This window comes from Labrys wisconsinensis, from assembly GCF_030814995.1.
In the GTDB taxonomy this organism is placed as follows: domain Bacteria; phylum Pseudomonadota; class Alphaproteobacteria; order Rhizobiales; family Labraceae; genus Labrys; species Labrys wisconsinensis.
The window spans coordinates 62,495-85,368 of record NZ_JAUSVX010000006.1 but is presented as its reverse complement, the minus strand read 5'-3'; the positions used below and the strand labels follow the sequence as shown (position 1 = coordinate 85,368).

Here is a 22,874-nt window from a genome sequence, read left to right as displayed (position 1 = left end):
AGAGCAAGGCAGCGTTTCCGCCGAAACGCGCTTTGCTCTGGCCTCAGGCGGCGCGCACGGTGGCGAGGAAGCGCGCCATCTCCGAGCTCAGCACGGCCGACTGGCCGGCGAGGTCCTCGGCCGAGGCGGAGAGCGCCGCCGCCTCGGTCTTGGAAGCGGCGGCGGCCTGCGCCACATCGGCGATGCTGCGATTCACCTCCGCCGTGCCGGCTGCGGCCTGCTGCACGCTCTGGGCGATCTCGCTCGCCGCCGCGCCCTGCTGCGTCACCGCCGAGGCGATGGACTCCGAGATCGCGCTGATCTCGCGGATGATGGCGGCGATGGCGCCGATCGCCGCGACGCCCTCGCCGGTCATGGCCTGGATGGCGCCGATGCGCTGGGCGATCTCCTGCGTCGCCCGGCCGGTCTGGTCCGCCAGCATCTTGACCTCGCTCGCAACGACAGCGAAGCCGCGCCCGGCCACCCCGGCCCGGGCCGCCTCGATGGTGGCGTTGAGGGCCAGGAGGTTGGTCTGGCCGGCGATGGAGGTGATGAGGTTGACGATGTCGCCGATGCCCTCGGCCGCGGCGGCGAGCGCCTTCACCTTCTGGCTGGTGGCGCCGGTCTCGCGCTCGGCCTCGGCCGCGATGCGGGCCGAGCGTTCGACCTGGCGGCCGATTTCGTCGACCGAGGCGGAGAGCTCCTCGGCCGCAGCCGCCACGGTCTGGACATGGGCGGCCGCCTCGTCCGAGACGCGGGTCGCGGCCGAGCTCTGCATCGCCGTGCCTTCCGCCGTCCCGGTCAGGGCGCGCGAGGAGGATTCGAGCCGGCCCGCCGCGCTCGACACGGTCGCGACCACGCCGCCGACGGAGGTCTCGAAGGCGTCGGCCAGCAGGCGCATCGCTTCGCTGCGCTCGGCGGCGAGGTGCGCCTCGGCCTGCCTGCGCTCGGCCTGCAGGCGCTCGACCTCGACGAGGTTGCGGCGGAAGGTCTCGGCGGCCTGCGCGGTGCGGCCGACCTCGTCGCTGCGCCCGGCATAGGGGATGGCCATGTCGCGCTCGCCCCGGCCGAGCCGCAGCAGCACGTCGGCGATCCGCCTGAGCGGCCGGGCGACCGACAGCATCGCCATCAGCGCCGAGCCGACGAGCACGAGCATGACCAGGGCGCCGACGCCGAGCGCGATGCGGCCGGCCGCGGTGATGGCCTCGACCGTGGCCTCGACGGCCGCCGCGGCGCTCGCCTCCGATGCCGAGAGCGTCTCGCCGATCAGCTTGTCCGCCGCCGCCATGGTCGGCAGCGCCTTGCCGGCGTCTAGGCCGTCCTGGTCCTGCCGCGCCGCCACGGCGCCGGCGATCACCGGCTTCAGGTCGGCCGCGGCCTTGATCAGGGGATCGAGCTGCTCGGCGAACACCCCGTCCTTGTCGAGCGCCTTGACGTCGGCGAGCTGGGTCGCCGCGCCGTCGACATAGCCCTCGAGCTTGGCCTGCAGCGCCTGCTCGCCGGTGGTGAGATAGCGCCAGAAGGCGATGCGTGCCTGGGCCGCCAGGGCGTTGGCGGCAGCGAGCCTGGCCGGGATGTCCTTGTCGGCGCTCGCCCCGAAGATCTGGACGTTGAGCATCACGGCCTGGAAATTCTCGTCCCAGGCCGCCTCGAGCGCCCGGTGCTTCTCGCCGAGGGTGAGGATGGTCTCCTGGTCGGCGGCGATCGCCGCCAGGGTGGCACGATAGTCGCCGAGCAGCGCCTTCAGCCGGGCGAACCGATCGGCGCTGGCCGGATCCGCGGCGCTCGCCGCGCCGGCCGCGAAGGCGGCGTCGGCGCGGGCGGCGTCGGCGTCGAAGGCGGCGGAGGCCTGCTTCAGCGCGGCCGTGTTCCGCGCCAGCAGCACGTCGAGGCCGGCAGCGCGCGCCCCGCGCAGGCCGGCCGCGCCGCCGGCCGCGGCGGCGCGCATCTTCTCCTGCGCGATGCTCTGGGCATGGGTGTCGAGGATGGTGCGGTTGAGATGGAACTGGGCCGCCATCATTCCGGCCAGGAGCAGGATGCCGAGGGCGGAGGAGAGGCCGAGCTTGCGGCCGATGCTCAGGGTCATCGCGGGGCCTTGCCGGGATCGCGGGAGGGCCGGCTGCGGCCGGTGCCCTCTTCTGCCCGAGCAAGGTAAATATTTGGTGGGTCCGGCGAAAATGCCGGCCGTCAGCCGACCGGGGCGAGGTCCGCCCGCGTCGGGCCGCGGCCGGCGAGCACGGAGGCGGCGCCGAGGCGCGCGGCGAGGCGGCGCGCCAGCGCCTCCGGCGCCGCGGAGCTCCGCACGCCGCCTTCGACGAAGTCGACGGCCGGGCCGACCTGGTCGAGGCAGGTCACCGCAAGGCGCGGCGTGACGGCGAGGCCGCCGGCATCGCCGAGATCGGCGGCGACGGCCCGGTGCAGCACGTCGAGGTCGAGCGTGCCGTAGCGCAGCGTGCCCTGCCAGGGATTGGGCAGGTTGGTCGCATCCGGCCAGGGCGCGCCGGACAATTCGTGGGCGAGCGGGCCGGCGCCGTGGCGGGTGACATAGGCGCGGGTGACATAGGTGACGTCGAGACCGTCGATGCCGGCCTCCCGCGCCAGGGCGACGACGTTGCGCAGCCCGGTGTTGGAACGGGTGACGAAGGGAAAGGCGCCGCGGTCCTGGTCGAGCATCAGGCCCTGCGCCCCCTCGAAGACGATGCGGCCGGGCACGGCGTCGATGGTCATGACCGGGACGGCATCGGCGAAGATCGCCGCATCCTCCAGCCAGCGCTCGAGGATGCGCTCGTCCGCCAGCAGGGCCGCATCCTCGGCCGCCGGCTCCAGGCCGAGGGCGGCGAGGCGCTGCGGCAGCCAGGCGCGCCTGACATGCTCGAGGCGCTCGCGCAGGCCGGCGCGGGCGAGATCGGCCGCGACCACCCGCAGGGCCTCGTGCCGGCTGCGCTCGAGCGTCTCGCCGAAGCCGAGGCCACAGGAGCCGTGGCGGCGCTCGCCCCGCGCCCGCTCGGCCATCTGGTTCAGCATCATGTCGAAGGGCAGCGTCACCGGGGCCGCCGGATCGATCGCCATGAGCGGGCGAACGCCGAGCCCCGCCAGCACGGCCAGCTCCTCGCGCAGCAGGATCGGGTTGGCGACGAAGAAGCGCGACAGGAAGCTGCGCGCCCCGGCCAGGGCGCCGCTGCCGACGTGATGGAACACGTGGCGCCGCCCGTCCGGCGCCTGCACGGTGTGGCCGGCCTGGGCGCCGCCGTTGAAGCGGATGACGGCGGCGTCGGCGCCCAGGGGGGCGGCCAGGGCATCGGTGAGGAGGCCCTTGCCTTCGTCGCCGTAGCCGGCACCGATCACGACCTCTGCGGTGATGGGCATGGCCAAGCGCCTACCTGTCCCACCAGGCGAGTGGCGGCGCCTTCAGGGCCTGGACGGCCCTGGCGACGGTGGCGGCGGTCGTCCCCGACCAGGACTGCGCCACGGAGGTCCAGTCGGCGCCCTCGGCCACCTGGATGGCCGAGACGATCACCTCGGCGATGCGCTCGTGGTCGTCGCAGCGGATCACCCGCTCGCCGAGCAGGGGCTGCCAGGTCGCCAACACCTCGTCCAGGCGCGACGTCGCGTAGCCGACATTCGTCAGGAGGATGTGGAACACCTCGTAGCTCTGCTGCGCCATCGCCAGCAGCTCCATCGAGCTCAGGCCCCGCCGCACCTCGTCGCCGAACACGCGCCGCAGATTGGGCGGCGTGATGCCGCCGAGGATCGGCTCGTCGCCGATGGTGAAGAGATAGCCCTTGCGCCCGCGCCTGGCGAAGCAGTCGGTACGGGTGCGCGTGGCGGCGAAGTACCAGGGCAGATGGTAGCTCTCGCCGCCATTGCCGCCGCCGCCGCTCTCGATCCACAGGCCGGCGAGCTGCTCCGCCAGGCGGATGTCGGCCTCGAACTGGGTGGCCTGCAGCGGCGCGCGGTCGCATTCGGCGTCGCCCACCGCCATCACCATCACATGCGGATCGGAGACCGGCTTGCGGGCGTAGATCTCACGCATGGTGGTGTCGAGGCCCGAGCGGATCATCACCTCGGCGATCCGCCCCATCGAGCCGGTGACGTCGCTCGCCAGGATGATGGCGGTCGAGGCCGGATTCTCGGCGCTGTCGCAGGATTCGCGCAGGACGATCCGGGCGGGATCGAAGGCGGGGTTCATCTGCCTGGCGTTGAAGATCTCGTGCGCGGCGCGGCCGGCATGGCGGGCGGCATAGCCCGCCCATGAATTGGCGTCCCAGCGTCCATGTCCCATGGCATCCTCCTGTGCTGCATCGATGGTCTTCTCTATCATTGTAATTTGCATATTGCAAGTTGCTTTTTGCACATCGACACTCTAAGGTCGGGGCATGGACGAGATCCGCCCGATCCTCACCGTCGACGTCGTGCTGTTCACCATTCGCGGCAGCGACCTCTGCGTGGCCCTGCAGCGCCGCGACCGCGAGCCCTTCGCCGGGCGGCCGGCCCTGATCGGCGGCTATGTCCATGTCGACGAGGATGCGGACACGCTGGCGACGGCGGGGCGGGTGCTGCGGGACAAGGCCGGCCTCGCCGGCCTGTTCCTGGAGCAGCTCGCGACCTTCTCGGGGCCCGGGCGCGACCCGCGCGGCTGGTCGGCCTCGGTGGCCTATTACGCGCTGGTGCCGGAGGCCCGGCTGGCGCCGGTGCTGGAGCGCGGCAGCGAGATCGTCCCGGTCGAGGCCATTCCGCCTCTGCCCTTCGATCACGAGCGGATCGTCGCCGCCGGCGTGCGCCGGCTGCGCAACAAGGGCGCCTGGTCCTCGCTGCCGGCCTTCCTGCTGCCCGAGCACTTCACCCTGCCCCAGCTCCGGGAGATCTACGAGGTGGTGCTCGGCATGGCCCTCAACGACAGCGCCTTCCGCCGCAAGATCGACGAATTGCAGGTGATCGAGCCGGTCGCCGGCGCCTTCAGCCGGGCGAGCGACCGGCCGGCCCGGCTCTACCGGCTGCGGCAGGAGGCGCTGCAGGAATTCAACCGCATGGTGTGAGCGCGCGCCGGGCCCACGCTCCGCCGCCAGGAACCGAGACCGACATGAGACAGATCCCGCAACGGCAGATCCGCGCCGTCCACGACGCCCACACCATCCGGGTCTACCAGGCCTATCGCGACGAGATCGCCGACACGGCGCTGGCGCGCGGCACCTTCGTCTCGCCGCCGTTCAGCCGGACGCGCATGACCTGGATCAAGCCATCCTTCCTGTGGATGATGTATCGGGCCGGGTGGGGCTTCAAGGACAAGAACCAGCACCGCATCCTCGCCATCGACATCAGCCGGGAGGGTTTCGCCTGGGCGCTGGCGAACAGCTGCCCGAGCAGGCCGCCGGCGTCGATGACGCACGACGAATGGGAGCGCATGAAGGAGCGCTCGCCGGTGCGGATCCAGTGGGACCCCGAGCGCGACCTGCATCTGCAGGCGCTCGACCATCGGGCGATCCAGATCGGTCTCGGCGGCGAATCGGTCGGTCGCTATGTCGACGGCTGGATCCGGGCGATCACCGACGTCACGCCGCTCGCGCATGCCGTCCATGCCCATGTCTCGGCCGGGCGGCTCGAGGAGGCCCGCGCCCTGCTGCCGCAGGAGCGCCCCTACGCGCCCGGGCCGGAGGCCCAGCAGGCGCTCGACCGGATGGCGTGAACGGGGCTCGGGCTTCCCCTCGAGGCCGGGTTGGGGCATGTCCCGGGTGAGGCGGCGGATCGGACCGGCGCCGCGCCCCGGGGAGCCCGACCATGCAGATCCGCCTCCTGCGACGCGACGAGGTCGGGACGCTCTGGGCCATCGACCGTTCCGAGATCATCGATGCGATCTATGTCCTGCGCGAGGGCCGCCTGGTGCTCACGCCCGAGCACCACGACGTGCGGGGCTGGCCGCCGGGCGAGCCCGAGGCCTACACGCCCCTGCTCCTGGCCTGCCACGATCGGGGCGGAGCCTTCTTCGGCGCCTTCGACGGAGCGGCGCTGGCCGGCGCCGCCGTGCTGGACACGCTGGGGCGCGGCTCCTCCCGCGATCTCCTGCAGCTGATGTTCCTGCATGTCGGCAGCGCCTGCCGCGGGCGCGGCCTCGGGGTCGAGCTGTTCGGGCTGTGCCTGCGCGCAGCCCGCGCGCGGGGCGCCGCCGGGCTCTATGTCTCCGCGACCGAGAGCCAGGCGACCGTCGACTTCTATCGCCGCCGCGGCTGCACGCTCGCGGCCACGCCCGATCCGGACCTGTTCGCCCTCGAGCCGCGGGACATCCACCTCGAATATCGCTTCGACGACGGGACGGCGGCCTGAGCCTCACCCGCTCCGCAGGGCGGGTCCCGCACTTGTCATATCCCCTCCAGGGGGATAGCATAGGCACATGGAGAAACATCCTCACGTCCACGCGACCCATCCCGAGATCGCCAAGCGGCTGAAGCGGGCCGAAGGGCATCTCAAGGGGATCATCGAGATGATCGAGACGGGGCGGCCCTGCCTGGACATCGCCCAGCAGCTCCATGCGGTCGAGAAGGCGATCTCCCAGGCCAAGAAGACCCTGATCCAGGATCATCTCGACCATTGCCTCGAGGACGTCGTCGGGCCGCTGGCGCGCGACCAGCGCCGGTCGATCGACGAGTTCAAGGAAATCACCAAGTACCTCTGAGCTGCCCGATGCCGTCCTTTGCCGATCTGCTGCAGCAGAGCTCCGCCCATGCGTGGCTGTTCGTCCCGAGCGCGATCCTGCTCGGCGCCCTGCACGGGCTGGAGCCGGGGCATTCGAAGACGATGATGGCCGCCTTCATCGTCGCAATCCGCGGAACGGTGACGCAGGCCGTGCTGCTGGGCCTCGCCGCCACGGCGTCGCACACCCTCGTCGTCTGGGCCATCGCGCTCGGCGGCCTCTATCTCTGGCAGGGCGTGAACGCCGAGACGTTCGAGCCCTATTTCCAGCTCGCCTCGGCCGCGATCATCATCGGCATCGCGCTCTGGATGCTGTGGCGCACCCGGGAGGACCAGCGACGGGCCAGGGCGGCGGCAGGCGATCACGATCATGCCCGCCACGGCCACAGCCACGGCGAGGCGATCCGCCGCATCGACACCGGACACGGCGTGATCGCGGTCGAGGTGTTCGAGGACGGGGTGCCGCCGCGCTGGCGCATCCGCACCGAGCGCGGCCACACCTGGGCCGCGGGGGATGTCGCGATCGTCACCGAGCGGCCGGACGGCGCACGGCAATCCTTCGCCTTCGCCGACAAGGGCGCCTATCTCGAATCGATCGACGAGATCCCCGAGCCGCACGCATTCACGGCGCGCGTCAGCCTCGGCCACGGCGGCCATAGCCATGACTACGACCTGACCTTCGTCGAGGGCCACGGCCCCATGCACGAGGCGTCGCGCGGGCTGGAGGTCGCCACGGACGGCTATCGGGACGCCCACGAGCTGGCGCACGCCGACGACATCCGTCGCAGGTTCGCCGATCGCAGCGTGACCACCTGGCAGATCGTCATCTTCGGCCTGACCGGCGGCCTGATCCCCTGCCCGGCCGCGATCACGGTGCTGCTGCTCTGCCTGCAGATCAAGCAGTTCAGCCTCGGCTTCGTCCTGGTGCTCTGCTTCTCGATCGGGCTCGCCATCACCCTCGTCACCGTCGGCGCCGCGGCAGCCCTGAGCGTGCGCCAGGCGACCAGGCGCTGGTCATGGTTCGGCGGCCTGGCTCGGCGGGCCCCCTATGTCTCCGGCATCCTGATCATCGCCGTCGGCCTCTATGTCGGCTATCACGGCTGGGCCGAGCTGGCCGCGCGGGCCTTGCCGGGCGGCTGAGCCGCTCACCCGGCGGCGGGCAGGCCTGCTTCCCCGCCCTTCGGCCCCCAGAACACCACCCAGGTCTCGAAACCTTCGGAGAAATCCTCGAAGCGGTGCTCGGCCCAGGCCTCGACGAAGATGACGTCGCCGGGGGCGAAGGGGCGCCGCTCGCCGTTCTTGAAGAAGGTGCCGGTGCCGGCGACGACGAAATAGAGCTCGTCCTGCTCGTGCGGCTGCTGGGGGTCGCGGCCGACCGGCTTGTAGAGCTCCACCGTCATCGAGCCGTGGGCCATGCCGACGAAGAAGGGCTTGCCGTCGCGGCCGAGCTCATCGCGGAAATGCCGGAGCGGCAGGATCCAGTCCTTCATCCCCCTACTCCGCCGCTTCGGACTGGCTGGCCAGGTTGTCGAGGCTCTGGATGATCAGGTCGGCGAGCGCGTCGGCCAGCGAGGTGCGCTCGCGCCAGTTGCGCAGGAGGCCGATCTTGCAGGAGGGCAGCGGCGGGTAGCCGTCGGAGGGCCCGAGCACGCGCATGCCGGGACGGATGGCGCTTTCCGGCAGCACGGAGACGGCCAGGCCCGCCAGGACGGCGGCGCCGACCGCGGTGGAGTTCCAGCTGGAATAGAGCACGCGATAGGCGCGGCCGAGCGTCTCCAGCCGGTCGATCGCCGCCTGCCGCCAGTTGCAGTTGACCCGGCCGAGGGCGAGCGGCACCGGCGTCTCCTCGTGCACGGAATGGCGGTTGGAGGTCACCCAGAGCAGGCGCTCGTGGCGGATGAACTCCGCCGGCCCCTTGTGCTCGACATGGGTGATGATGGCCAGGTCCAGGTCCGAGGCCAGGATGCGGTCGACCAGCATCGGCGTCGGCTCGCAGACGATGGTGACCTCGACCCGCGGATTGGACTGGGAGAAGCGGGCCATGATCTCCGGCAGGTAGCGGTCGGCATAGTCGTCCGGCACCCCGAGGCGCACCCGTCCGGTGAGCTCGGTCTCGGAGAAGGCGTTGATCGCGTCCATGTTGAGCTTGACGATGCGCCGGGCATAGTCGAGCAGGCGCTCGCCGTCCTCGGTCAGCTTCGAGGCGCGGCCGTCGCGCTCGAAGATCGCCTTGCCGATGCGCTCTTCCAGCCGCTTCATCTGCATGGAAACCGCGGACTGGGTCTTGTAGACCGCCTCCGCCGCCTTGGTGAAGCTGCCGGTCTCGGCAATGGCGATGAAGGTCCTGAGCTGGTCGATGTCGAGAAGCACGGCCATGGGCAAGCTCCCTGCGGGCCGCCCGGCCGGCGGGAGACGCCGCGGCGGCACCATAAGCGACGTTGATGCTCAACATTAGAAACATTCGTTTGATTGATCAATACCCTTCTGCGATCCTGCGATCGTTCAGAAAAGGTGATGAGTTGTCTTGAGCAATCAGCCTTAGCCGGCTCGTCTCCGGCACCGATGGAGAGTCCCATGTCCGCGATCACGTCCCGTTCCTCGTCCGGTTTCGTCGCCTCGGTGGCGGCAGCGGCGCGCACGGTGGTCCGTGGCGTCGGGCGCATTCTCACGGCCCTGAAAAATCGCCGGCAAGTCGCGAGCCTCCTGGAGGCCGACCCCGGCATGCTGCGCGATCTCGGCCTGACGCCGATGGACGTGCACGGCGCGCTCGCCGAGCCGCTGTGGCGCGATCCTTCGGCCCGGCTGCTGATCTGGTCCGTCGAACGGCGGGCCGCCGCCCGCGCCGCCGCGCGCGACAATCTTCTCGGCCTGGCGTCCGAGCCGGACGGCTCCGGCACCCGCCCGGCCGAGCGCTGCCTCTAGGCATTTCTCCGTTCCGGCGCTCCCCTGCGACGGAAACCCGGGGGTCTCTCTGGCCCCGCAACTGCAAGCCCGCTTCACCAGAAGCGGGCTTTTTTCTTGGGGACTCAACGCGGGGGTGTTTCGTTCTGTTCTGACTGCGTTCGCGTGGATGGCCGGGTCAAGCCCGGCCATGACGGAACGGTTGCGGCAGGAACGACGACGGCGGCGCCACCCTCGACGTCATGGCCGGGCTTGACCCCATAGGCGCTAAGATAAGAACGCAGTAGCCAGTTGGGCGCGACGTCGATCAATCCCCTCCCCCTTGTGGGGAGGGGTTAGGGGTGGGGGTCCATCAGGATATGTCGAGACTTATGCCCACGACCCCCACCCTTTATCCCTCCCCACAAGGGGGAGGGAGGGCACAGGCGTCGTGCAAATCTTACAAAGGCGCGTCACGCACAGCGCGATATTTGCCTCCCGGCAGACCTTATCTTAGCGCCTATGGGGCTTGACCCGGCCATCCACGCGAACACCGCGGGTGTCGCGGCGAACACCGCGGGTGTCGCGATTACTTCTTGCCGAGGAAGCTGTCGAAGATCGTCTGCAGGGAGTCGAGATGCGCCTGCTGCATCTGCCGCCCGGTCTCGAACATCCCGCCAAGCACGTCCGCCGGCGAGGGCTGCGACGGCGGCGCGGCCTGGGGCGGCGGCGCGGCGGGCTGGGCCTGCTGGACGCCCTGCTGCAACAGCGAGCCGAGGATGGCGCCGAGCAGGCCGCCGCCGTTGAGGTTGGGCTGGACCTGCGGCGTCGGCTGGGGCGCCTGCGGGGCGGCCTGGCCGCCGAACAGGCCGCCGAGCACCTGGCCGAACACGTCCTGCAGGCCGGGCTGCGTCGTCGCGGTCTTCTGCAGGCCGCCCATCAGCATGGCGGCGAGGACCGGCAGCATCGCCTTGAGCACGGCAGACCCGACGCCGCTGAGCGCCGCCGCCTGGTCCGCGACGGCACGGCTGGCATCCTTGGAGCCGAACAGGGCGCCGAGCACCTCGTTGCCCTGGGCCTGCACTTGCGTGAAGGCGGCCATCGGATTCTGGAAGGCCTCGGGGCTGACGCCGCCCATCAGGCCGAACAGGTTCGGCGCCGCCGCCGGGTCGCCGGCCTGGCGCTTCAGACCCATGGAGAAGGCGGGGAGCAGCGCCTCGACCGCGGCCTGCGTCTGCTGCTGCGACAGGTTGAACTGGCGGGCGAGGTTCTCCATCGCCTGGCCGCCCTGGGCGTTCTGCAGGATCTCGTAGAGATTGGTCATGGGGCGCCCTCCCGCGCTGGTCTTGTCCCGCGCAGGCTATGCCGGAAGCCTCCTGGAGCAAAGCGCGTTCGGGCGGAAACGCGGCTTTGCTCCAGCGCTTTGTTTCGACGCGTCTTTGCCAGACTCGGCGAGGTCGCCGAATCGCAAAAACACTTCGGCCTCAATCGCCGACTGCGAGGCGGCCGACCGCCCGATAGGCGGCCCGGACGGCGGCGAGGCCGAACAGCACGGCGCCGACGCCCTGCCCGGCCAGCGCTCCCTCCGCGCCCCACCAGGCGGCGCCGGCCATGGCGAAGGGCACGGTGCCGAGCGTCGCCTTGCCCCAGTTGAAGCCGGTGGAGGTGAGGGGAAAGCCGAGATTGTTGAAGGCGGCATTGGCGACGAAGAGCAGGCCGTGGAACACCCAGGAGCCTGCGACGAACAGGCAGAAGAACTCGACCAGCGCCGCGGCGCCGCGGTCGGTGATGCCGAACACCGCCACCACGCCGTGGCGCGCCAGGGCCAGCACCACCCAGACGGCGACGACATAGGCGGTGACGAGCAGGAAGGAATCCGTGAGCGTGCGGCGCACCCGGTCGAGCCGCCCGGCGCCGAGATTCTGGCCGAGGATCGGGCCGACCGCGCCCGAGAGCGCGAAGACCGCGCCGAAGCATACCGGCACCAGCCGCCCCATCACCGCATTGGCGGCGATGGCGGCATCGCCGAACGGCGACAGCACCGCCGTCATGTAGCCGGCGGCGACGGGCGTGGCGAGGTTGGCCAGCACCGCCGGCCCGGCGATCGCGGCGATCGCCGGCGCATCGGCACGGGCCGCGGCGAGCGTCGGCCGGGCCACGAGGTCGTGCAGGCGCACCGCCCCGCGATAGCCGACATAGGCCACCACCAGGCGCGAGAACACCAGCACGACGGCGGCGCCCGGCACGCCCCAGCCGAGGAACAGGATCAGGAGCGGATCGAGCACGGCCGCGACCACGGCCCCCGACAGCGTCACATACATGGCGCGCCGGGCATCGCCCACCGAGCGCAGCACTCCGGCGAAGGCCATGCCGAGGCCCATGACCGGCACGGTCGGCGTGGCGATGGTGAGATAGGTCGCGGCCACATCGAGCGTGCGCCCCATGGCGCCGAGCGCGGCGAGCATCGGCCGGATCAGCGGCAGCGACACCAGGGCGACCGCCATGGTGACCGCGAACATCCAGAAGATCGAGGAGGCGGCGAGGCGCCGCGCCAGCGGCCGGTCGCCGGCCCCGAGCGCGCGCGAGCACAGCGCGCCGGTGGCGATCATCAGGCCGATGCAGATCGAGGTGGTGACGAACAGGATGGTCGAGGCATAGCCGACCGCCGCGGTCAGCACGGTGTCGCCGAGCCGGGCGATGTAGAACAGGTTGAGCAGGTCGACGACGAAGATCGCCATCAGGCCGAGCGAGGCGGTCGCGGTCATGACCACGACGTGCCGGGCCGTCGAGCCGTGGACGAACTTGGGCGCCGCGCGCTCGGGCGGCGCGGCGGCGTCGAGGGTGGTGGCGCTGTCCGGCATCGGGCGTGTGGACGGTCGCGAGGTCCGGCGGAAGGCGGGTGCCCCCGCCGGGTCGATCCTCAGCCCGTCTCCTCCTCCTCCTTGGCCGCTTCCACGGCGCGGATCGCATCCGCATTGAGGGTGACGCCGATCTGGCCGGTGCCCTCGAGCGGCTCGGGCCGCACCACGCGGCGGGACTTGATCAGATCCATGCCGGCATAGATGCCGCCCTGCATCTGGGCGGCGAGCCGGGCCGCGTCGCGCTCGCGCACGTCGCCGATCACCTCCTCGGCCTCCTCATCCGGCACGTCGAGCGTCTCCAGGAGGTGGCGCCCGAAGGTCATGGCACTCTCATAGGTCTCGCGGACGAAATAGTCGACCCCCGCCTCCAGGAGCGCCAGCGCGTGCTGGCGGTCATAGGCGCGGGCATGCACCTTGGCCAGGGGGAATTCCGCCTTGACCAGCTCGACGATGCGCGCCGCCGCCGCCCGGTCGTCGATCATGACGCAGATGATGCGCGCCTCCCCGGCGCCGGCGGCCCGCAGCACGTCGAGCCGGGTGCCGTCGCCGAAATAGACCTTGCTGCCGAAGCGCGCCGCGACATCGATCATCTCGACGTCGTTGTCGATGATGGTGACGTCGACCTCCTGGGTGCGCATGATCTGCGCCACGATCTGGCCGAAGCGGCCGAAGCCGATCATCAGCACCCGGCCATGGGCGTCGGAGAAGTCCTCGTCGCGGGTCGGGTCCGGCGGGCGGAAGCGCTTGAGCAGGCGCTCGGAGCCGACCATGACCAGCGGCCCGATGAGCATCGTCGTCGCCGCCAGGGCCGAGAGCAGGCCGGCCTGCTCGGCCTCGAGGAAGCCGGAGGCGCGACCGAGCGGGATCAGGACGAAGGCGAACTCGCCCGCCGGCGACAGCACCACGCCGGCCCTGAACGCATCGCGCCAGGGCGAGCCGGTGAGCTTGAACAGGCCGGCGACCAGCGCCGACTTGACCACGGCGAGGCCGATCGCCAGCGCGGCCAGCAGCGGCCAATGGGCGAGCACCAGCGGCCCGTCGATGGCCATGCCGACACCCATGAAGAACAGGCCGAGCAGCAGGCCGCGGAAGGGCTCGATATCCGCCTCGAGCTCGTGGCGGAAATTCGATTCGGCCAGCAGCACGCCGGCGAGGAAGGCACCGAGCGCCATGGACATGCCGGCGAACTGCATCAGCAGCGCGGTGCCCAGCACCAGGAGCAGCGCCGCGGCGGTCATCACCTCGCGCGCGCCGGTGTTGGCGAGAATGCGGAACATCGGATTGAGCAGGTAGCGCCCGACCAGCACCACCACCGCGACGGCGCCCACCTTCATGCCGGCGTCGACCAGCCCGGAGACGGAGGCCTCGTCATGCGCCACCTCGACCGCGAACAGCGGCACCAGCGCCAGGATCGGCACGATCGAGATGTCCTGGAACAGGAGCACGGCGAAGCTGCGCTGGCCGTAGGGCGCCTGCAGCTCGCCGCGCTCGTTCAGCACCTGCAGGGCGATGGCCGTGGCCGAGAGCGCCAGGGCGATGCCGGCGACCGCCGCGCCCAGCACGGAGAGGCCGAGCAGCGCCGCCACGGCGCCGAGGCCGAGAGCGCAGAGCCCGAGCTGCAGCGCGCCGAGACCGAAAATGTCGCGGCGCATGGCGAGCAGGCGGCTGAGCTGCAGCTCCAGGCCGATGACGAACAGCAGCAGCACGATGCCGAGATCGGCGATCTGCAGGATCGTGTCGGTGTCGGTGAAGAGCCGCAGGCCCGACGGGCCGATGGCGACGCCGGCGACGAGATAGCCCAGGATCGCGCCGAGCCCGATGCGCTTGAACACCGGCACGGCGACCACGGCCGCGCCGAGGAAGAGCAGCAGGCTCGGCAGGAAGCTGGCACTGGCGTGATGCATGGAATTCCTGTCGGACGGAGGGGCGGGAGGCCGAACGGAGGCGATGAACCGCGATATAGTCTGCACCGCGGCGTCGCGCCACCGCAACGCCGCCGCCCGCTGCGCGGCGCGGCAAGGGTTTTCGGCGCGTCCGTGTCATAATGGCCGGCGCCAGCAACCCGCGAGCCCGCCATGACCGCCCGCGCCCCGACCTCCGCGCTCCCGACCCACATGGTGGCCAACCAGCCGCCGCCGCTCGTGGACGTCAACCTGTTCGAGACCGATCCGGGCCTGACGGAAGCGCTGCGGCGCGAGGGCGCCGGCTGGGCCGAGGCCGAGGCCAGCGCCTTCGGCGCCGTGCTCGGCCGGGAGGAGACGATCGCGCTCGGCGAGGCGGCCAACCGCTTCCCCCCGCAGCTCAAGAGCTTCGACCGCTACGGCCGGCGCCTCGACGAGGTGGAGTATCATCCCGCCTATCACGCGCTGATGGCGCTCGGCCTCGGCGCCGGCATCCACGCCCTGCCCTGGACCGCCGCCCGCCCCGGCGCCCATGTGGCGCATGCGGCGCTCGAATATATGCTGACCCAGGTCGAGGCGGGCGTGTGCTGCCCGATCACCATGACCTATGCCGGCGTGCCGGCGCTGCGCCAGGCGCCGGCGCTCGAGGGGCTGGTGCCGCTGGTGCTCGGGCGCGGCTATGACGGGCGCGCCGTCCCGGTGGCCGCGAAGGGGTCGGCCACCATCGGCATGGCGATGACGGAGAAGCAGGGCGGCTCGGACGTGCGCGCCAACACCACGCGGGCAGTGCTGCTGGAGGGCGATTCCTATGCTCTGACCGGCCATAAATGGTTCTGCTCGGCGCCGATGTCCGACGCCTTCCTGACGCTGGCGCAGACGGGCGCCGGCCTCACCTGCTTCCTCGTGCCGCGCTGGCGGCCGGACGGGACGCGCAATGGCATCCTGCTGCAGCGGCTCAAGGACAAGCTCGGCAACCGCTCCAACGCCTCGGCCGAGATCGAGTACGATCGCGCCTGGGCGCAGCGCATCGGCGAGGAGGGCCGCGGCATCGCCGCCATCATGGAGATGGTGCGCCATACCCGGCTCGACGCCGCCGTGGTCTCGGCCGGGATGATGCGCCAGGGCGTGGTGCAGGCGGCGCACCACGCGGCGCATCGTTCGGCCTTCGGACGCCTGCTCATCGACCAGCCGGCGATGCGCGCCGTCCTGGCCGACCTCGCCCTGGAGGCGGAGGCGGCGCTGGCGCTGGTGATGCGGGTGGCGCGTGCCTTCGACGGCGCCGACGAGGCGGAGCGGGCCTTCGCGCGCATCGGCTCGGCGCTCGCCAAGTTCTGGGTGACCAAGCGCCTGCCGGGCCACGCCTACGAGGCGCTGGAATGCCTCGGCGGCAACGGCTATGTCGAGGAGGCGCCGATGGCGCGGCTCTACCGCGAGGCGCCGGTCAACGCCATCTGGGAAGGCTCGGGCAACGTCAACGCCCTCGACGTGCTGCGGGCGCTCGGCCGCGAGCCCGGCGCGCTGACGGCCTGGCGGGGGGAGGCACAGGCGGCGCGTGGCGCCCTGCCGGCCTTCGACCGCTTCTTCGACGGCCTCGATGCCGCCCTCGCCGATCTCGCCGGCGCCGAGGCGACGGCGCGCCGGCTGGTGGAGGACATGGCGCTGGCGCTGCAGGCCTCGCTGCTGCTGCGCCATGCCCCGGCCCCGATCGGCGAGGCTTTCGTCGCCGCCCGCATCGGCGGCGGCATGCGCGGCTGCTACGGCGCCCTGCCGGCCGGCCTGGCGCTCGATCCGATCATTGCGCGGGCGAGGGTGGCGTGAGGCAGCGGAATCAAACGCCGGTGAAGATCAGGTCGATAGCCCGCAAAATCTCGTAGCGGCAGTGGCGCCCCGACGAGACGATCGGGCCCGGCATCTTCCGGGGCACGGCGGCCATCTCGTTGGCGACCAAGGCATGATCTGCTCCGACGATCTCGATCACCGGCTGCAGGATCCGGATGGGCCTGAACGGCGGAATCCGTGCCAACGGCGCGACAACGCGTGTCTCCATCGATCCGAGATCGTCGCTCTGAAGCACGATCAGGAAAGGGCGCCTGTCGGCCGTTGCGGATCCGTTTCGGATGATGTCGAACCGACGCGGCGAGCTCACCACAGGCGGGCGCCGTCGGACCAAAGACCGTGGTCGGCAAGCTCGGCATTCTGGGCTTCGAAGGCCTCGCGGTTCTCCCGTTGCCACTGCTCCAGACGGGACTGGCGCACCTTCTCTCTCAACGCCTCTTCAAGAGTCTGGGACAGGCCGATGCCATAGGCCCGCGCCTGCACGACCAAATCGGCATCCAGGCTCACGTTGACAGCCTTCTTGCGCGCAGTGGTCATGGCAATCTCCGGATAGGGAGTCTACCAGCAGACCCTATGCGCAGCAAGAATGCGCATGGCGCGTCCTATGGCAGCTTGTCGAAGCCGTCGCCGAAGCCGGTGAGGGTGAGGGGGATGCCGATGCCTTCCTCCGGCGTCTGGAAGATGATGAAGGTGGCGGTCTTGCCCGTGCGCAACTGGCCGATCAGCGTGTCGTCGAGCATCACCTCGGCGACGCAGCCGTTCGGCAGGCAGCGCACGAAGCCGGCGCGGCCGACATCGGTGGAATCGATCTTGAGGCCGAGGCCCGAGGGCAGGAGCACGCCGAGCGGGGCCAGCACACGCAGGATCCGGCTCTTCTGGTCGGCCGTCTTCAGGACCAGCACGGTCAGCGCCACGTTGGGCCGGTCCTCGGCGGTGACGCTCTGCACCAGGGCGCACTGCTCCTTCTGCGCCCCCGGCGGGGTATCGCAGCGCACCTGCCAGTCGCCATAGGTGCCCTTCTGGGTGCTCTGGGCCAGGGCGCCGCCGCCGGACGCGGCCAGCGCCGCCGCCATGGCGCAGAGCAGGCCGGCCCAGCGCACAATGCCGATCAAGGATTTTGCAGACACGATCGCCCCTTGCCGAATCGGGCGCGCGAACACCCGCCGTGTGATGGAAGGCGGACCCGTAACAGAGGGGCCCGCGGTGTCAAGTTCAGCGCCCCGGACCGCCCGGCGCGGGCGACTCGGACCGCCTGCGGTTTCGCGCCCAATTGCCGCACAGACCTCACCCGCCCGCGCCATTGCGGTGTGGTGAGGATTATGGTTTTTGAGAGGCTCTGAGCTTTACACACATTCCAAACCGTGAAATCAGCACCATTGTCCGCTCCTCGCGGCCAACATCAAGAACAGGCCGTGCGGCGGGAGTGCGGCATGCGGGAATTCGGAGTGAAGGCGAATGGCTTTCGGCGCTAGGAAGTGGATGGGCCGCATGGCGGCCGCGGCGGCGACGCTCGGCGCGCTGGCCAGCATGGCCCGGGCGGAGGACCAGCCGGAAGGGCTCGGCAAGGCTGTGCCGTGGCAGTTCGGCTTCCAGCTGCCGGGCACCCCGGTGATGGAGCACATCGAGCGCTTCCACACGATGGTGTTCTGGATCATCGTGGTGATCGTGCTCTTCGTGCTGGCGCTGCTGGCGATCGTCGTGCTGCGCTTCAACAAGACGGCCAATCCCGTTCCTTCCAAGGTGACTCACCACACCTGGCTCGAGGTCGCCTGGACGGTGATCCCGATCCTGATCCTGGTCGTCATCGCCATTCCTTCCTTCCGCCTGCTCTACGAGGAGCAGGTCATCCCGCCGGCCGACATGACGCTGAAGGCCACGGGCTACCAGTGGAACTGGGACTATGAATATCCCGATCATGGCGGGATCGAGGTCCTGTCCAAGATGGTGAAGGAGGCCGACCTCAAGCCCGGCCAGCCGCGCCTGCTGACGGTGGACAACGAGGTGGTGCTGCCGGTCAACAAGGTGATCCGCGTGCAGGTCACCGGCGCCGACGTGATCCATTCCTTCGCGGTGCCCTCCTTCGGCATCAAGATCGACGCCATCCCCGGGCGCCTCAACGAGACCTGGTTCAAGGCGACGCGCGAGGGCATGTACTACGGCCAGTGCTCGGAGCTGTGCGGCACCGACCATGCCTTCATGCCGATCGCGATCCGCATCGTCAGCGACGACGAGTTCACCAAGTGGATCTCGACCAAGAAGGCCGAAATGAACGGCCAGCCCCAGAACAAGGTCGCCTCGGCTGCGACCACGATCGCCAATTGACGGCTTGGAAGGACACGATCATGGCCACTGCCGCCGCAGCGCACGATGAGGCGCACGACCACCCGACCGGCTGGCGCCGCTACGTCTATTCGACGAACCACAAAGACATCGGCACGATGTACCTGATCTTCGCGCTCTGCGCGGGCCTGATCGGCGGCTTCCTGTCGGTGTGCATGCGCATCGAGCTGCAGTCCCCCGGCCTGCAGATCTTCTCCAATCCCTACACCTACAACGTGTTCGTCACCGGCCACGGCGTGATCATGATCTTCTTCATGGTGATGCCGGCGATGATCGGCGGCTTCGGCAACTGGTTCGTGCCGCTGATGATCGGAGCGCCCGACATGGCGTTCCCGCGCATGAACAACATCTCGTTCTGGCTGCTGGTGCCCTCCTTCGCCCTCCTGATCATCTCGCTGTTCGTGCCGGGCGGCCCGGGCGAGGGCGAGAACGGCTTCGGCGGCGGCTGGACCATGTACGCGCCGATGTCCTCCACGGTCGGCACGCCGGGCATGGCGATGGACTTCGTCATCCTGTCGCTGCACCTGGCCGGCGCCTCCTCGATCCTGGGCGCCATCAACTTCATCACCACCATCTTCAACATGCGCGCCCCGGGCATGACGCTGCACAAGATGCCGCTCTTCGCCTGGGCGGTGCTGGTGACGGCCTTCCTGCTGCTCCTGTCGCTGCCGGTGCTGGCCGGCGCCATCACCATGCTGCTGACCGACCGCAATTTCGGCACCACCTTCTTCAACCCGCAGGGCGGCGGCGACCCGATCCTGTTCCAGCACCTGTTCTGGTTCTTCGGCCACCCGGAAGTCTACATCCTGATCCTGCCCGGCTTCGGCATGATCAGCCACATCGTCTCGACCTTCTCGCGCAAGCCGATCTTCGGCTATCTCGGCATGGCCTATGCCATGGTCGCCATCGGGCTGGTCGGCTTCGTGGTGTGGGCCCACCACATGTACACGGTGGGCCTCGACGTCGACACCCAGGCCTATTTCGTGTTCGCCACCATGGTGATCGCGGTGCCGACCGGCGTGAAGATCTTCTCCTGGATCGCCACGATGTGGGGCGGCTCGATCGACTTCAAGGCGCCGATGGTCTGGGCGATCGGCTTCATCTTCCTGTTCACCGTCGGCGGCGTCACCGGCGTGGTGCTGGCCAATGCCGGCGTCGACCGCTCGCTGCAGGACACCTATTACGTGGTGGCCCACTTCCACTACGTGCTGTCGCTCGGCGCGGTCTTCGCCATCTTCGCGGCCTGGTACTACTGGTTCCCGAAATTCACCGGCTACATCATCCCGGACTGGATGGGCCACGTGCATTTCTGGTTCGCCTTCGTCGGCGCCAACGTGCTGTTCTTCCCGCAGCACTTCCTCGGCCTCGCCGGCATGCCGCGCCGCTATGTCGACTATCCCGACGCCTATGCCGGCTGGAACATGATCTCCTCGATCGGCTCCTACATCTTCGCCATCGGCGTGATCTGGTTCCTCGGCATCAACTTCTACGCCATCTTCGTGCGCAAGGAGCGGGCTGGGAACAATCCGTGGGGCGAAGGCGCGACGACGCTGGAATGGACGCTGCCCTCGCCGCCGCCGTTCCACCAGTTCGAGACGCTGCCGCGCATCGTCGACGGCGGCCATTGAGACGCTTGCGGTGGTCCGGAAGGACCGCCTCCGGGGAAGGCACGGGATCCCGTGCCTTCCCGCCGAGTTTGCGAATGCAGCATCTCCGAGCGCCCTGCCCACGGCGTTCGGACGTGCTGCCGGACAGAGTTGAGACCACGACGTGACCGATATCGGCCTGCAGATGGACGCGGACGACCAGGCGGCGGCAGCGGACGCCAACGTCGCCTCCGTCGGCGACTATGTCGCCTTGCTCAAGCCGCGGGTGATGTCGCTCGTCGTGTTCACGGCGCTGACGGGCCTGGTCCTCGCGCCGGGCCACATCCATCCGGTGATCGGCCTGTGCTCGCTCATCGCCATCGCCATCGGCGCCGGCGGCTCGGGCGCGCTCAACATGTGGTACGACGCCGACATCGATGCGGTGATGAGCCGGACCAGGCGCCGCCCGATCCCGGCCGGCCGGGTCACGCCGGGCGAGGCGCTCGCCTTCGGCATCATCCTGTCGGCGGGATCGGTGATGGTGCTGGGCCTGGTCGCCAACGCGGTCGCCGCCGGCCTGCTGGCCTTCACCATCCTGTTCTACGTGGTGATCTACACCATGTGGCTGAAGCGCTGGACGCCGCAGAACATCGTCATCGGCGGAGCGGCCGGCGCCCTGCCGCCGGTGGTGGCCTGGGCGGCGGTGACGGGCAGCGTGTCGCTGGAAAGCCTGGTGCTGTTCGCCATCATCTTCATGTGGACGCCGCCGCATTTCTGGGCGCTGGCCCTGTTCAAGTCCGGCGACTACGAGCGGGCCGGCGTGCCCATGCTGCCCGTGGTCGCGGGCGCGGCGGAGACGCGCCGGCAGATCCTCCTCTACACGCTGGCCCTGGCGCCGGTCGGCCTCCTGCCCTGGTTCATGGGCTTCGGCCATGCCCTCTACGGCGTGGTGGCGCTGATCGGCGGCGCCGGCATGCTGTGGCTCGCCTTCGCCATCTGGCTGAAGCCCGCGGACGATCGCCCGGCCAAGCGGATGTTCGGCTTCTCCATCCTCTATCTCTTCGCCCTGTTCGCTTCGCTCCTCGTCGAGGCGCTGGCGCATCTCGCCGGCCTGGGAGCCTGACATGACCAAGCCCGAGCCGCCGACCGTGACGTTGACGCCCGAGCAGCTGCGCCGCCGCCGCCAGCGCAACATCGCCATGGCGCTGGCGCTCGCCGCCCTGGTCCTGCTGTTCTACGCCGTCAGCTTCGTCAAGGGGCCCGGCGTGGCCAACCAGGGGTTCTGACGCCATGGCCGAGCCGAGCCGCGCGATGTCGAGGCGCCATGCCACGGTGGCGCTCTGCTGCCTGGCCTTCGTCGGCGCCATGGTCGGGGCCGCCTATGCCGCCGTCCCGCTCTACAACCTGTTCTGCAAGGTCACGGGCTATGCCGGCACCACGCGCCAGGCCCTGGCCGCGCCCGGGCGCGTGCTCGACCGCAGCTTCGAGGTCCGGTTCGATTCCAACCTGAACGGCGCCATGCCCTGGAAGTTCACGCCGGAGACGACCAGCGTCACCGTGCGCGCCGGCGAGGTGAAGACGGTCTATTACCGCGTCACCAACAACAGCCCCGAAGAGATGCGGGGCGTGGCGTCCTACAACGTCACGCCGATGGAAACCGGCGCCTTCTTCTCCAAGATCGCCTGCTTCTGCTTCTCCGAGCAGGTGCTCAAGCCCGGCGAGACGCTGGAGCTGCCGGTGGTGTTCTTCGTCGATCCCGCCATCGCCGAGCAGAAGGCGCTCGACGACATCCGCACCATCACCCTGTCCTACACCTTCTTCCCGGCCAAGCAGCCCGCGACCCCGGTCGCGGCCGCGACGCCCAAACCCGACAAACCTCAGCTGTAGCGTCTGGGGAAGCACTGCCCGCTGGAGAAAGCCATGGCGCACGCCAAGCACCACGACTACCACCTGGTCAATCCGAGCCCGTGGCCGTTCGTCGGATCGATGTCGGCCTTCCTGTTCGCGGTCGGCGCCATCACCTGGATGCACAAGATCGCCTGGGGCCCGCTGGTGTTCGGCGTCGGCGTGCTCGGCATCCTCTACACCATGCTGATGTGGTGGTGGACCGTCATCACCGAGGCCGAGCACGGCGACCATACGCCGGTGGTGCAGATGCACCATCGCTACGGCATGATCATGTTCATCGCCTCGGAGGTGATGTTCTTCGTCGCCTGGTTCTGGGCCTATTTCGACGTGGCGCTGTTCCCGAACGAGGCGCACGAGTTCGCCCGCACCGAGCTCACCGGCGGCGTCTGGCCGCCCAAGGGCATCGAGACGCTCGATCCCTGGCACCTGCCGCTGCTCAACACGCTGATTCTCCTGACCTCGGGCACCACGGTGACCTGGGCCCACCACGCGCTGATCTCCGGCGACAAGCAGGGCGTCAAGCAGGGCCTGTGGTGCACGATCATCCTCGGCCTGCTGTTCACCACCTGCCAGGCCTATGAATATGCCCATGCCGGCTTCGATTTCTCCGGCCATATCTACGGCGCCACCTTCTTCATGGCGACCGGGTTCCACGGCTTCCACGTGATCATCGGCACGATCTTCCTGGCGGTCTGCCTCTATCGCGCCTATCTCGACCAGTTCACCCTGCGCCACCATCTCGGCTTCGAGTTCGCCGCCTGGTACTGGCATTTCGTCGACGTGGTCTGGCTGTTCCTGTTCGCCTGCATCTATGTCTGGGGCGCGGGCGCCCACGCCGGCTGACGCCGGCCGCAGCGGGTCCGGAACGGCCGGGGCAGCCCGGCCGTTTCACGTTGGAA

General features: G+C 69.9%; 24 protein-coding genes. 13 read left to right on the top strand and 11 right to left on the bottom strand.

From position 1 onward, the window contains the following. Positions 1–43: 43 nt before the first annotated feature. From QO011_RS17190 to QO011_RS17180, 3 genes are all read right to left on the bottom strand, one after another. Positions 44–2,065: a methyl-accepting chemotaxis protein gene (locus tag QO011_RS17190; protein WP_307274411.1), complete on the bottom strand. Its 2,022-nt coding sequence runs from the start codon at positions 2,063–2,065 to the stop codon at positions 44–46. Between the two features lie 101 nt (positions 2,066–2,166). Continuing rightward, a complete protein-coding gene (locus tag QO011_RS17185; RefSeq protein ID WP_307274409.1) occupies positions 2,167–3,345 on the bottom strand; it encodes an adenylosuccinate synthetase in 1,179 nt (392 codons plus the stop codon). A gap of 10 nt (positions 3,346–3,355) precedes the next feature. Continuing rightward, positions 3,356–4,261 (bottom strand): hypothetical protein, encoded by a 906-nt coding sequence (locus QO011_RS17180; protein WP_307274408.1) that lies wholly within the window; start codon positions 4,259–4,261, stop codon positions 3,356–3,358. Positions 4,262–4,355: 94 nt separating this feature from the next. Here QO011_RS17180 and QO011_RS17175 point away from each other — a divergent pair, with 94 nt between their 5' ends. The 5 genes from QO011_RS17175 (at position 4,356) to QO011_RS17155 (ending at position 7,803) form a co-directional block, all read left to right on the top strand. After that, complete coding sequence (locus QO011_RS17175) at positions 4,356–5,015, top strand: NUDIX hydrolase (protein ID WP_307274406.1); 660 nt, start codon at positions 4,356–4,358, stop codon at positions 5,013–5,015. A gap of 44 nt (positions 5,016–5,059) precedes the next feature. Continuing rightward, positions 5,060–5,662, top strand: a complete 603-nt coding sequence (locus QO011_RS17170; RefSeq protein WP_307274404.1) for a DUF4291 domain-containing protein — start codon at positions 5,060–5,062, stop codon at positions 5,660–5,662. Positions 5,663–5,754: 92 nt separating this feature from the next. Further along, the gene (locus tag QO011_RS17165) at positions 5,755–6,297 is read left to right on the top strand and encodes a GNAT family N-acetyltransferase (protein WP_307274402.1); all 543 of its coding nucleotides are present in this window, start codon (positions 5,755–5,757) and stop codon (positions 6,295–6,297) included. A 67-nt stretch (positions 6,298–6,364) separates the two neighbouring features. Next, positions 6,365–6,646 carry a metal-sensing transcriptional repressor gene (locus QO011_RS17160; protein ID WP_307274400.1) on the top strand — a complete coding sequence of 94 codons (282 nt, stop codon included), beginning with the start codon at positions 6,365–6,367 and terminating at the stop codon, positions 6,644–6,646. An 8-nt stretch (positions 6,647–6,654) separates the two neighbouring features. Then, a complete protein-coding gene (locus QO011_RS17155; protein WP_307274399.1) occupies positions 6,655–7,803 on the top strand; it encodes a nickel/cobalt efflux transporter in 1,149 nt (382 codons plus the stop codon). A 5-nt stretch (positions 7,804–7,808) separates the two neighbouring features. Here the strand turns inward: QO011_RS17155 and QO011_RS17150 are convergent, their stop codons facing one another. Next, positions 7,809–8,153 carry a cupin domain-containing protein gene (locus QO011_RS17150; RefSeq protein WP_307274397.1) on the bottom strand — a complete coding sequence of 115 codons (345 nt, stop codon included), beginning with the start codon at positions 8,151–8,153 and terminating at the stop codon, positions 7,809–7,811. Positions 8,154–8,157: 4 nt separating this feature from the next. Next, the gene (locus tag QO011_RS17145; RefSeq protein ID WP_307274395.1) at positions 8,158–9,039 is read right to left on the bottom strand and encodes a LysR substrate-binding domain-containing protein; all 882 of its coding nucleotides are present in this window, start codon (positions 9,037–9,039) and stop codon (positions 8,158–8,160) included. A gap of 198 nt (positions 9,040–9,237) precedes the next feature. Between QO011_RS17145 and QO011_RS17140 the strand changes: the two genes are divergently transcribed. After that, complete coding sequence (locus QO011_RS17140; RefSeq protein ID WP_307274393.1) at positions 9,238–9,585, top strand: DUF1127 domain-containing protein; 348 nt, start codon at positions 9,238–9,240, stop codon at positions 9,583–9,585. A 547-nt stretch (positions 9,586–10,132) separates the two neighbouring features. Here QO011_RS17140 and QO011_RS17135 read toward each other — a convergent pair. The 3 genes from QO011_RS17135 to QO011_RS17125 form a co-directional block, all read right to left on the bottom strand. Beyond that, a complete protein-coding gene (locus QO011_RS17135) occupies positions 10,133–10,867 on the bottom strand; it encodes a DUF937 domain-containing protein (RefSeq protein WP_307274391.1) in 735 nt (244 codons plus the stop codon). A 160-nt stretch (positions 10,868–11,027) separates the two neighbouring features. Continuing rightward, positions 11,028–12,404, bottom strand: a complete 1,377-nt coding sequence (locus QO011_RS17130; protein WP_307274389.1) for an MATE family efflux transporter — start codon at positions 12,402–12,404, stop codon at positions 11,028–11,030. A gap of 59 nt (positions 12,405–12,463) precedes the next feature. Next, positions 12,464–14,308, bottom strand: a complete 1,845-nt coding sequence (locus tag QO011_RS17125) for a monovalent cation:proton antiporter-2 (CPA2) family protein (RefSeq protein WP_307274387.1) — start codon at positions 14,306–14,308, stop codon at positions 12,464–12,466. A gap of 171 nt (positions 14,309–14,479) precedes the next feature. Here QO011_RS17125 and QO011_RS17120 point away from each other — a divergent pair, with 171 nt between their 5' ends. Then, positions 14,480–16,123 (top strand): acyl-CoA dehydrogenase family protein, encoded by a 1,644-nt coding sequence (locus QO011_RS17120; RefSeq protein WP_307274384.1) that lies wholly within the window; start codon positions 14,480–14,482, stop codon positions 16,121–16,123. A gap of 10 nt (positions 16,124–16,133) precedes the next feature. Here the strand turns inward: QO011_RS17120 and QO011_RS17115 are convergent, their stop codons facing one another. From QO011_RS17115 to QO011_RS17105, 3 genes are all read right to left on the bottom strand, one after another. Next, positions 16,134–16,451, bottom strand: a complete 318-nt coding sequence (locus QO011_RS17115; protein ID WP_307274383.1) for a CcdB family protein — start codon at positions 16,449–16,451, stop codon at positions 16,134–16,136. Beyond that, positions 16,448–16,678 carry a type II toxin-antitoxin system CcdA family antitoxin gene (locus QO011_RS17110; protein WP_307274381.1) on the bottom strand — a complete coding sequence of 77 codons (231 nt, stop codon included), beginning with the start codon at positions 16,676–16,678 and terminating at the stop codon, positions 16,448–16,450. The genes QO011_RS17115 and QO011_RS17110 overlap by 4 nt, the downstream gene beginning before the upstream one ends. A gap of 65 nt (positions 16,679–16,743) precedes the next feature. Beyond that, positions 16,744–17,214, bottom strand: a complete 471-nt coding sequence (locus QO011_RS17105; protein WP_307274928.1) for an invasion associated locus B family protein — start codon at positions 17,212–17,214, stop codon at positions 16,744–16,746. A gap of 382 nt (positions 17,215–17,596) precedes the next feature. Here QO011_RS17105 and coxB point away from each other — a divergent pair, with 382 nt between their 5' ends. The 6 genes from coxB (at position 17,597) to QO011_RS17075 (ending at position 22,818) form a co-directional block, all read left to right on the top strand. Further along, positions 17,597–18,463, top strand: coding sequence for a cytochrome c oxidase subunit II (gene coxB, locus QO011_RS17100; RefSeq protein ID WP_370881973.1), 867 nt, complete (start codon positions 17,597–17,599; stop codon positions 18,461–18,463). Positions 18,464–18,483: 20 nt separating this feature from the next. Then, positions 18,484–20,109 carry a cytochrome c oxidase subunit I gene (gene ctaD / locus QO011_RS17095; protein ID WP_307274379.1) on the top strand — a complete coding sequence of 542 codons (1,626 nt, stop codon included), beginning with the start codon at positions 18,484–18,486 and terminating at the stop codon, positions 20,107–20,109. A gap of 163 nt (positions 20,110–20,272) precedes the next feature. After that, the gene (locus QO011_RS17090) at positions 20,273–21,190 is read left to right on the top strand and encodes a heme o synthase (protein ID WP_307274925.1); all 918 of its coding nucleotides are present in this window, start codon (positions 20,273–20,275) and stop codon (positions 21,188–21,190) included. Position 21,191: 1 nt separating this feature from the next. Next, entirely contained in the window at positions 21,192–21,353 is a 162-nt protein-coding gene (locus tag QO011_RS17085; RefSeq protein WP_307274377.1) for a cytochrome c oxidase system small membrane protein, read from the top strand. Between the two features lie 4 nt (positions 21,354–21,357). Further along, the gene (locus QO011_RS17080; RefSeq protein ID WP_370881972.1) at positions 21,358–21,954 is read left to right on the top strand and encodes a cytochrome c oxidase assembly protein; all 597 of its coding nucleotides are present in this window, start codon (positions 21,358–21,360) and stop codon (positions 21,952–21,954) included. A gap of 33 nt (positions 21,955–21,987) precedes the next feature. After that, positions 21,988–22,818, top strand: a complete 831-nt coding sequence (locus QO011_RS17075) for a cytochrome c oxidase subunit 3 (protein ID WP_307274373.1) — start codon at positions 21,988–21,990, stop codon at positions 22,816–22,818. Positions 22,819–22,874 lie beyond the last annotated feature (56 nt).

Coding starts and splice junctions, on each gene's coding strand:
- QO011_RS17190 (WP_307274411.1), bottom strand. CDS start 2,065: ATGACCCTGAGCATCGGCCGCAAGCTCGGCCTCTCCTCCGCCCTCGGC.
- QO011_RS17185 (WP_307274409.1), bottom strand. CDS start 3,345: ATGCCCATCACCGCAGAGGTCGTGATCGGTGCCGGCTACGGCGACGAA.
- QO011_RS17180 (WP_307274408.1), bottom strand. CDS start 4,261: ATGGGACATGGACGCTGGGACGCCAATTCATGGGCGGGCTATGCCGCC.
- QO011_RS17175 (WP_307274406.1), top strand. CDS start 4,356: ATGGACGAGATCCGCCCGATCCTCACCGTCGACGTCGTGCTGTTCACC.
- QO011_RS17170 (WP_307274404.1), top strand. CDS start 5,060: ATGAGACAGATCCCGCAACGGCAGATCCGCGCCGTCCACGACGCCCAC.
- QO011_RS17165 (WP_307274402.1), top strand. CDS start 5,755: ATGCAGATCCGCCTCCTGCGACGCGACGAGGTCGGGACGCTCTGGGCC.
- QO011_RS17160 (WP_307274400.1), top strand. CDS start 6,365: ATGGAGAAACATCCTCACGTCCACGCGACCCATCCCGAGATCGCCAAG.
- QO011_RS17155 (WP_307274399.1), top strand. CDS start 6,655: ATGCCGTCCTTTGCCGATCTGCTGCAGCAGAGCTCCGCCCATGCGTGG.
- QO011_RS17150 (WP_307274397.1), bottom strand. CDS start 8,153: ATGAAGGACTGGATCCTGCCGCTCCGGCATTTCCGCGATGAGCTCGGC.
- QO011_RS17145 (WP_307274395.1), bottom strand. CDS start 9,039: ATGGCCGTGCTTCTCGACATCGACCAGCTCAGGACCTTCATCGCCATT.
- QO011_RS17140 (WP_307274393.1), top strand. CDS start 9,238: ATGTCCGCGATCACGTCCCGTTCCTCGTCCGGTTTCGTCGCCTCGGTG.
- QO011_RS17135 (WP_307274391.1), bottom strand. CDS start 10,867: ATGACCAATCTCTACGAGATCCTGCAGAACGCCCAGGGCGGCCAGGCG.
- QO011_RS17130 (WP_307274389.1), bottom strand. CDS start 12,404: ATGCCGGACAGCGCCACCACCCTCGACGCCGCCGCGCCGCCCGAGCGC.
- QO011_RS17125 (WP_307274387.1), bottom strand. CDS start 14,308: ATGCATCACGCCAGTGCCAGCTTCCTGCCGAGCCTGCTGCTCTTCCTC.
- QO011_RS17120 (WP_307274384.1), top strand. CDS start 14,480: ATGACCGCCCGCGCCCCGACCTCCGCGCTCCCGACCCACATGGTGGCC.
- QO011_RS17110 (WP_307274381.1), bottom strand. CDS start 16,678: ATGACCACTGCGCGCAAGAAGGCTGTCAACGTGAGCCTGGATGCCGAT.
- QO011_RS17105 (WP_307274928.1), bottom strand. CDS start 17,214: ATGGCGGCGGCGCTGGCCGCGTCCGGCGGCGGCGCCCTGGCCCAGAGC.
- coxB (WP_370881973.1), top strand. CDS start 17,597: ATGGCTTTCGGCGCTAGGAAGTGGATGGGCCGCATGGCGGCCGCGGCG.
- ctaD (WP_307274379.1), top strand. CDS start 18,484: ATGGCCACTGCCGCCGCAGCGCACGATGAGGCGCACGACCACCCGACC.
- QO011_RS17090 (WP_307274925.1), top strand. CDS start 20,273: ATGGACGCGGACGACCAGGCGGCGGCAGCGGACGCCAACGTCGCCTCC.
- QO011_RS17085 (WP_307274377.1), top strand. CDS start 21,192: ATGACCAAGCCCGAGCCGCCGACCGTGACGTTGACGCCCGAGCAGCTG.
- QO011_RS17080 (WP_370881972.1), top strand. CDS start 21,358: ATGGCCGAGCCGAGCCGCGCGATGTCGAGGCGCCATGCCACGGTGGCG.
- QO011_RS17075 (WP_307274373.1), top strand. CDS start 21,988: ATGGCGCACGCCAAGCACCACGACTACCACCTGGTCAATCCGAGCCCG.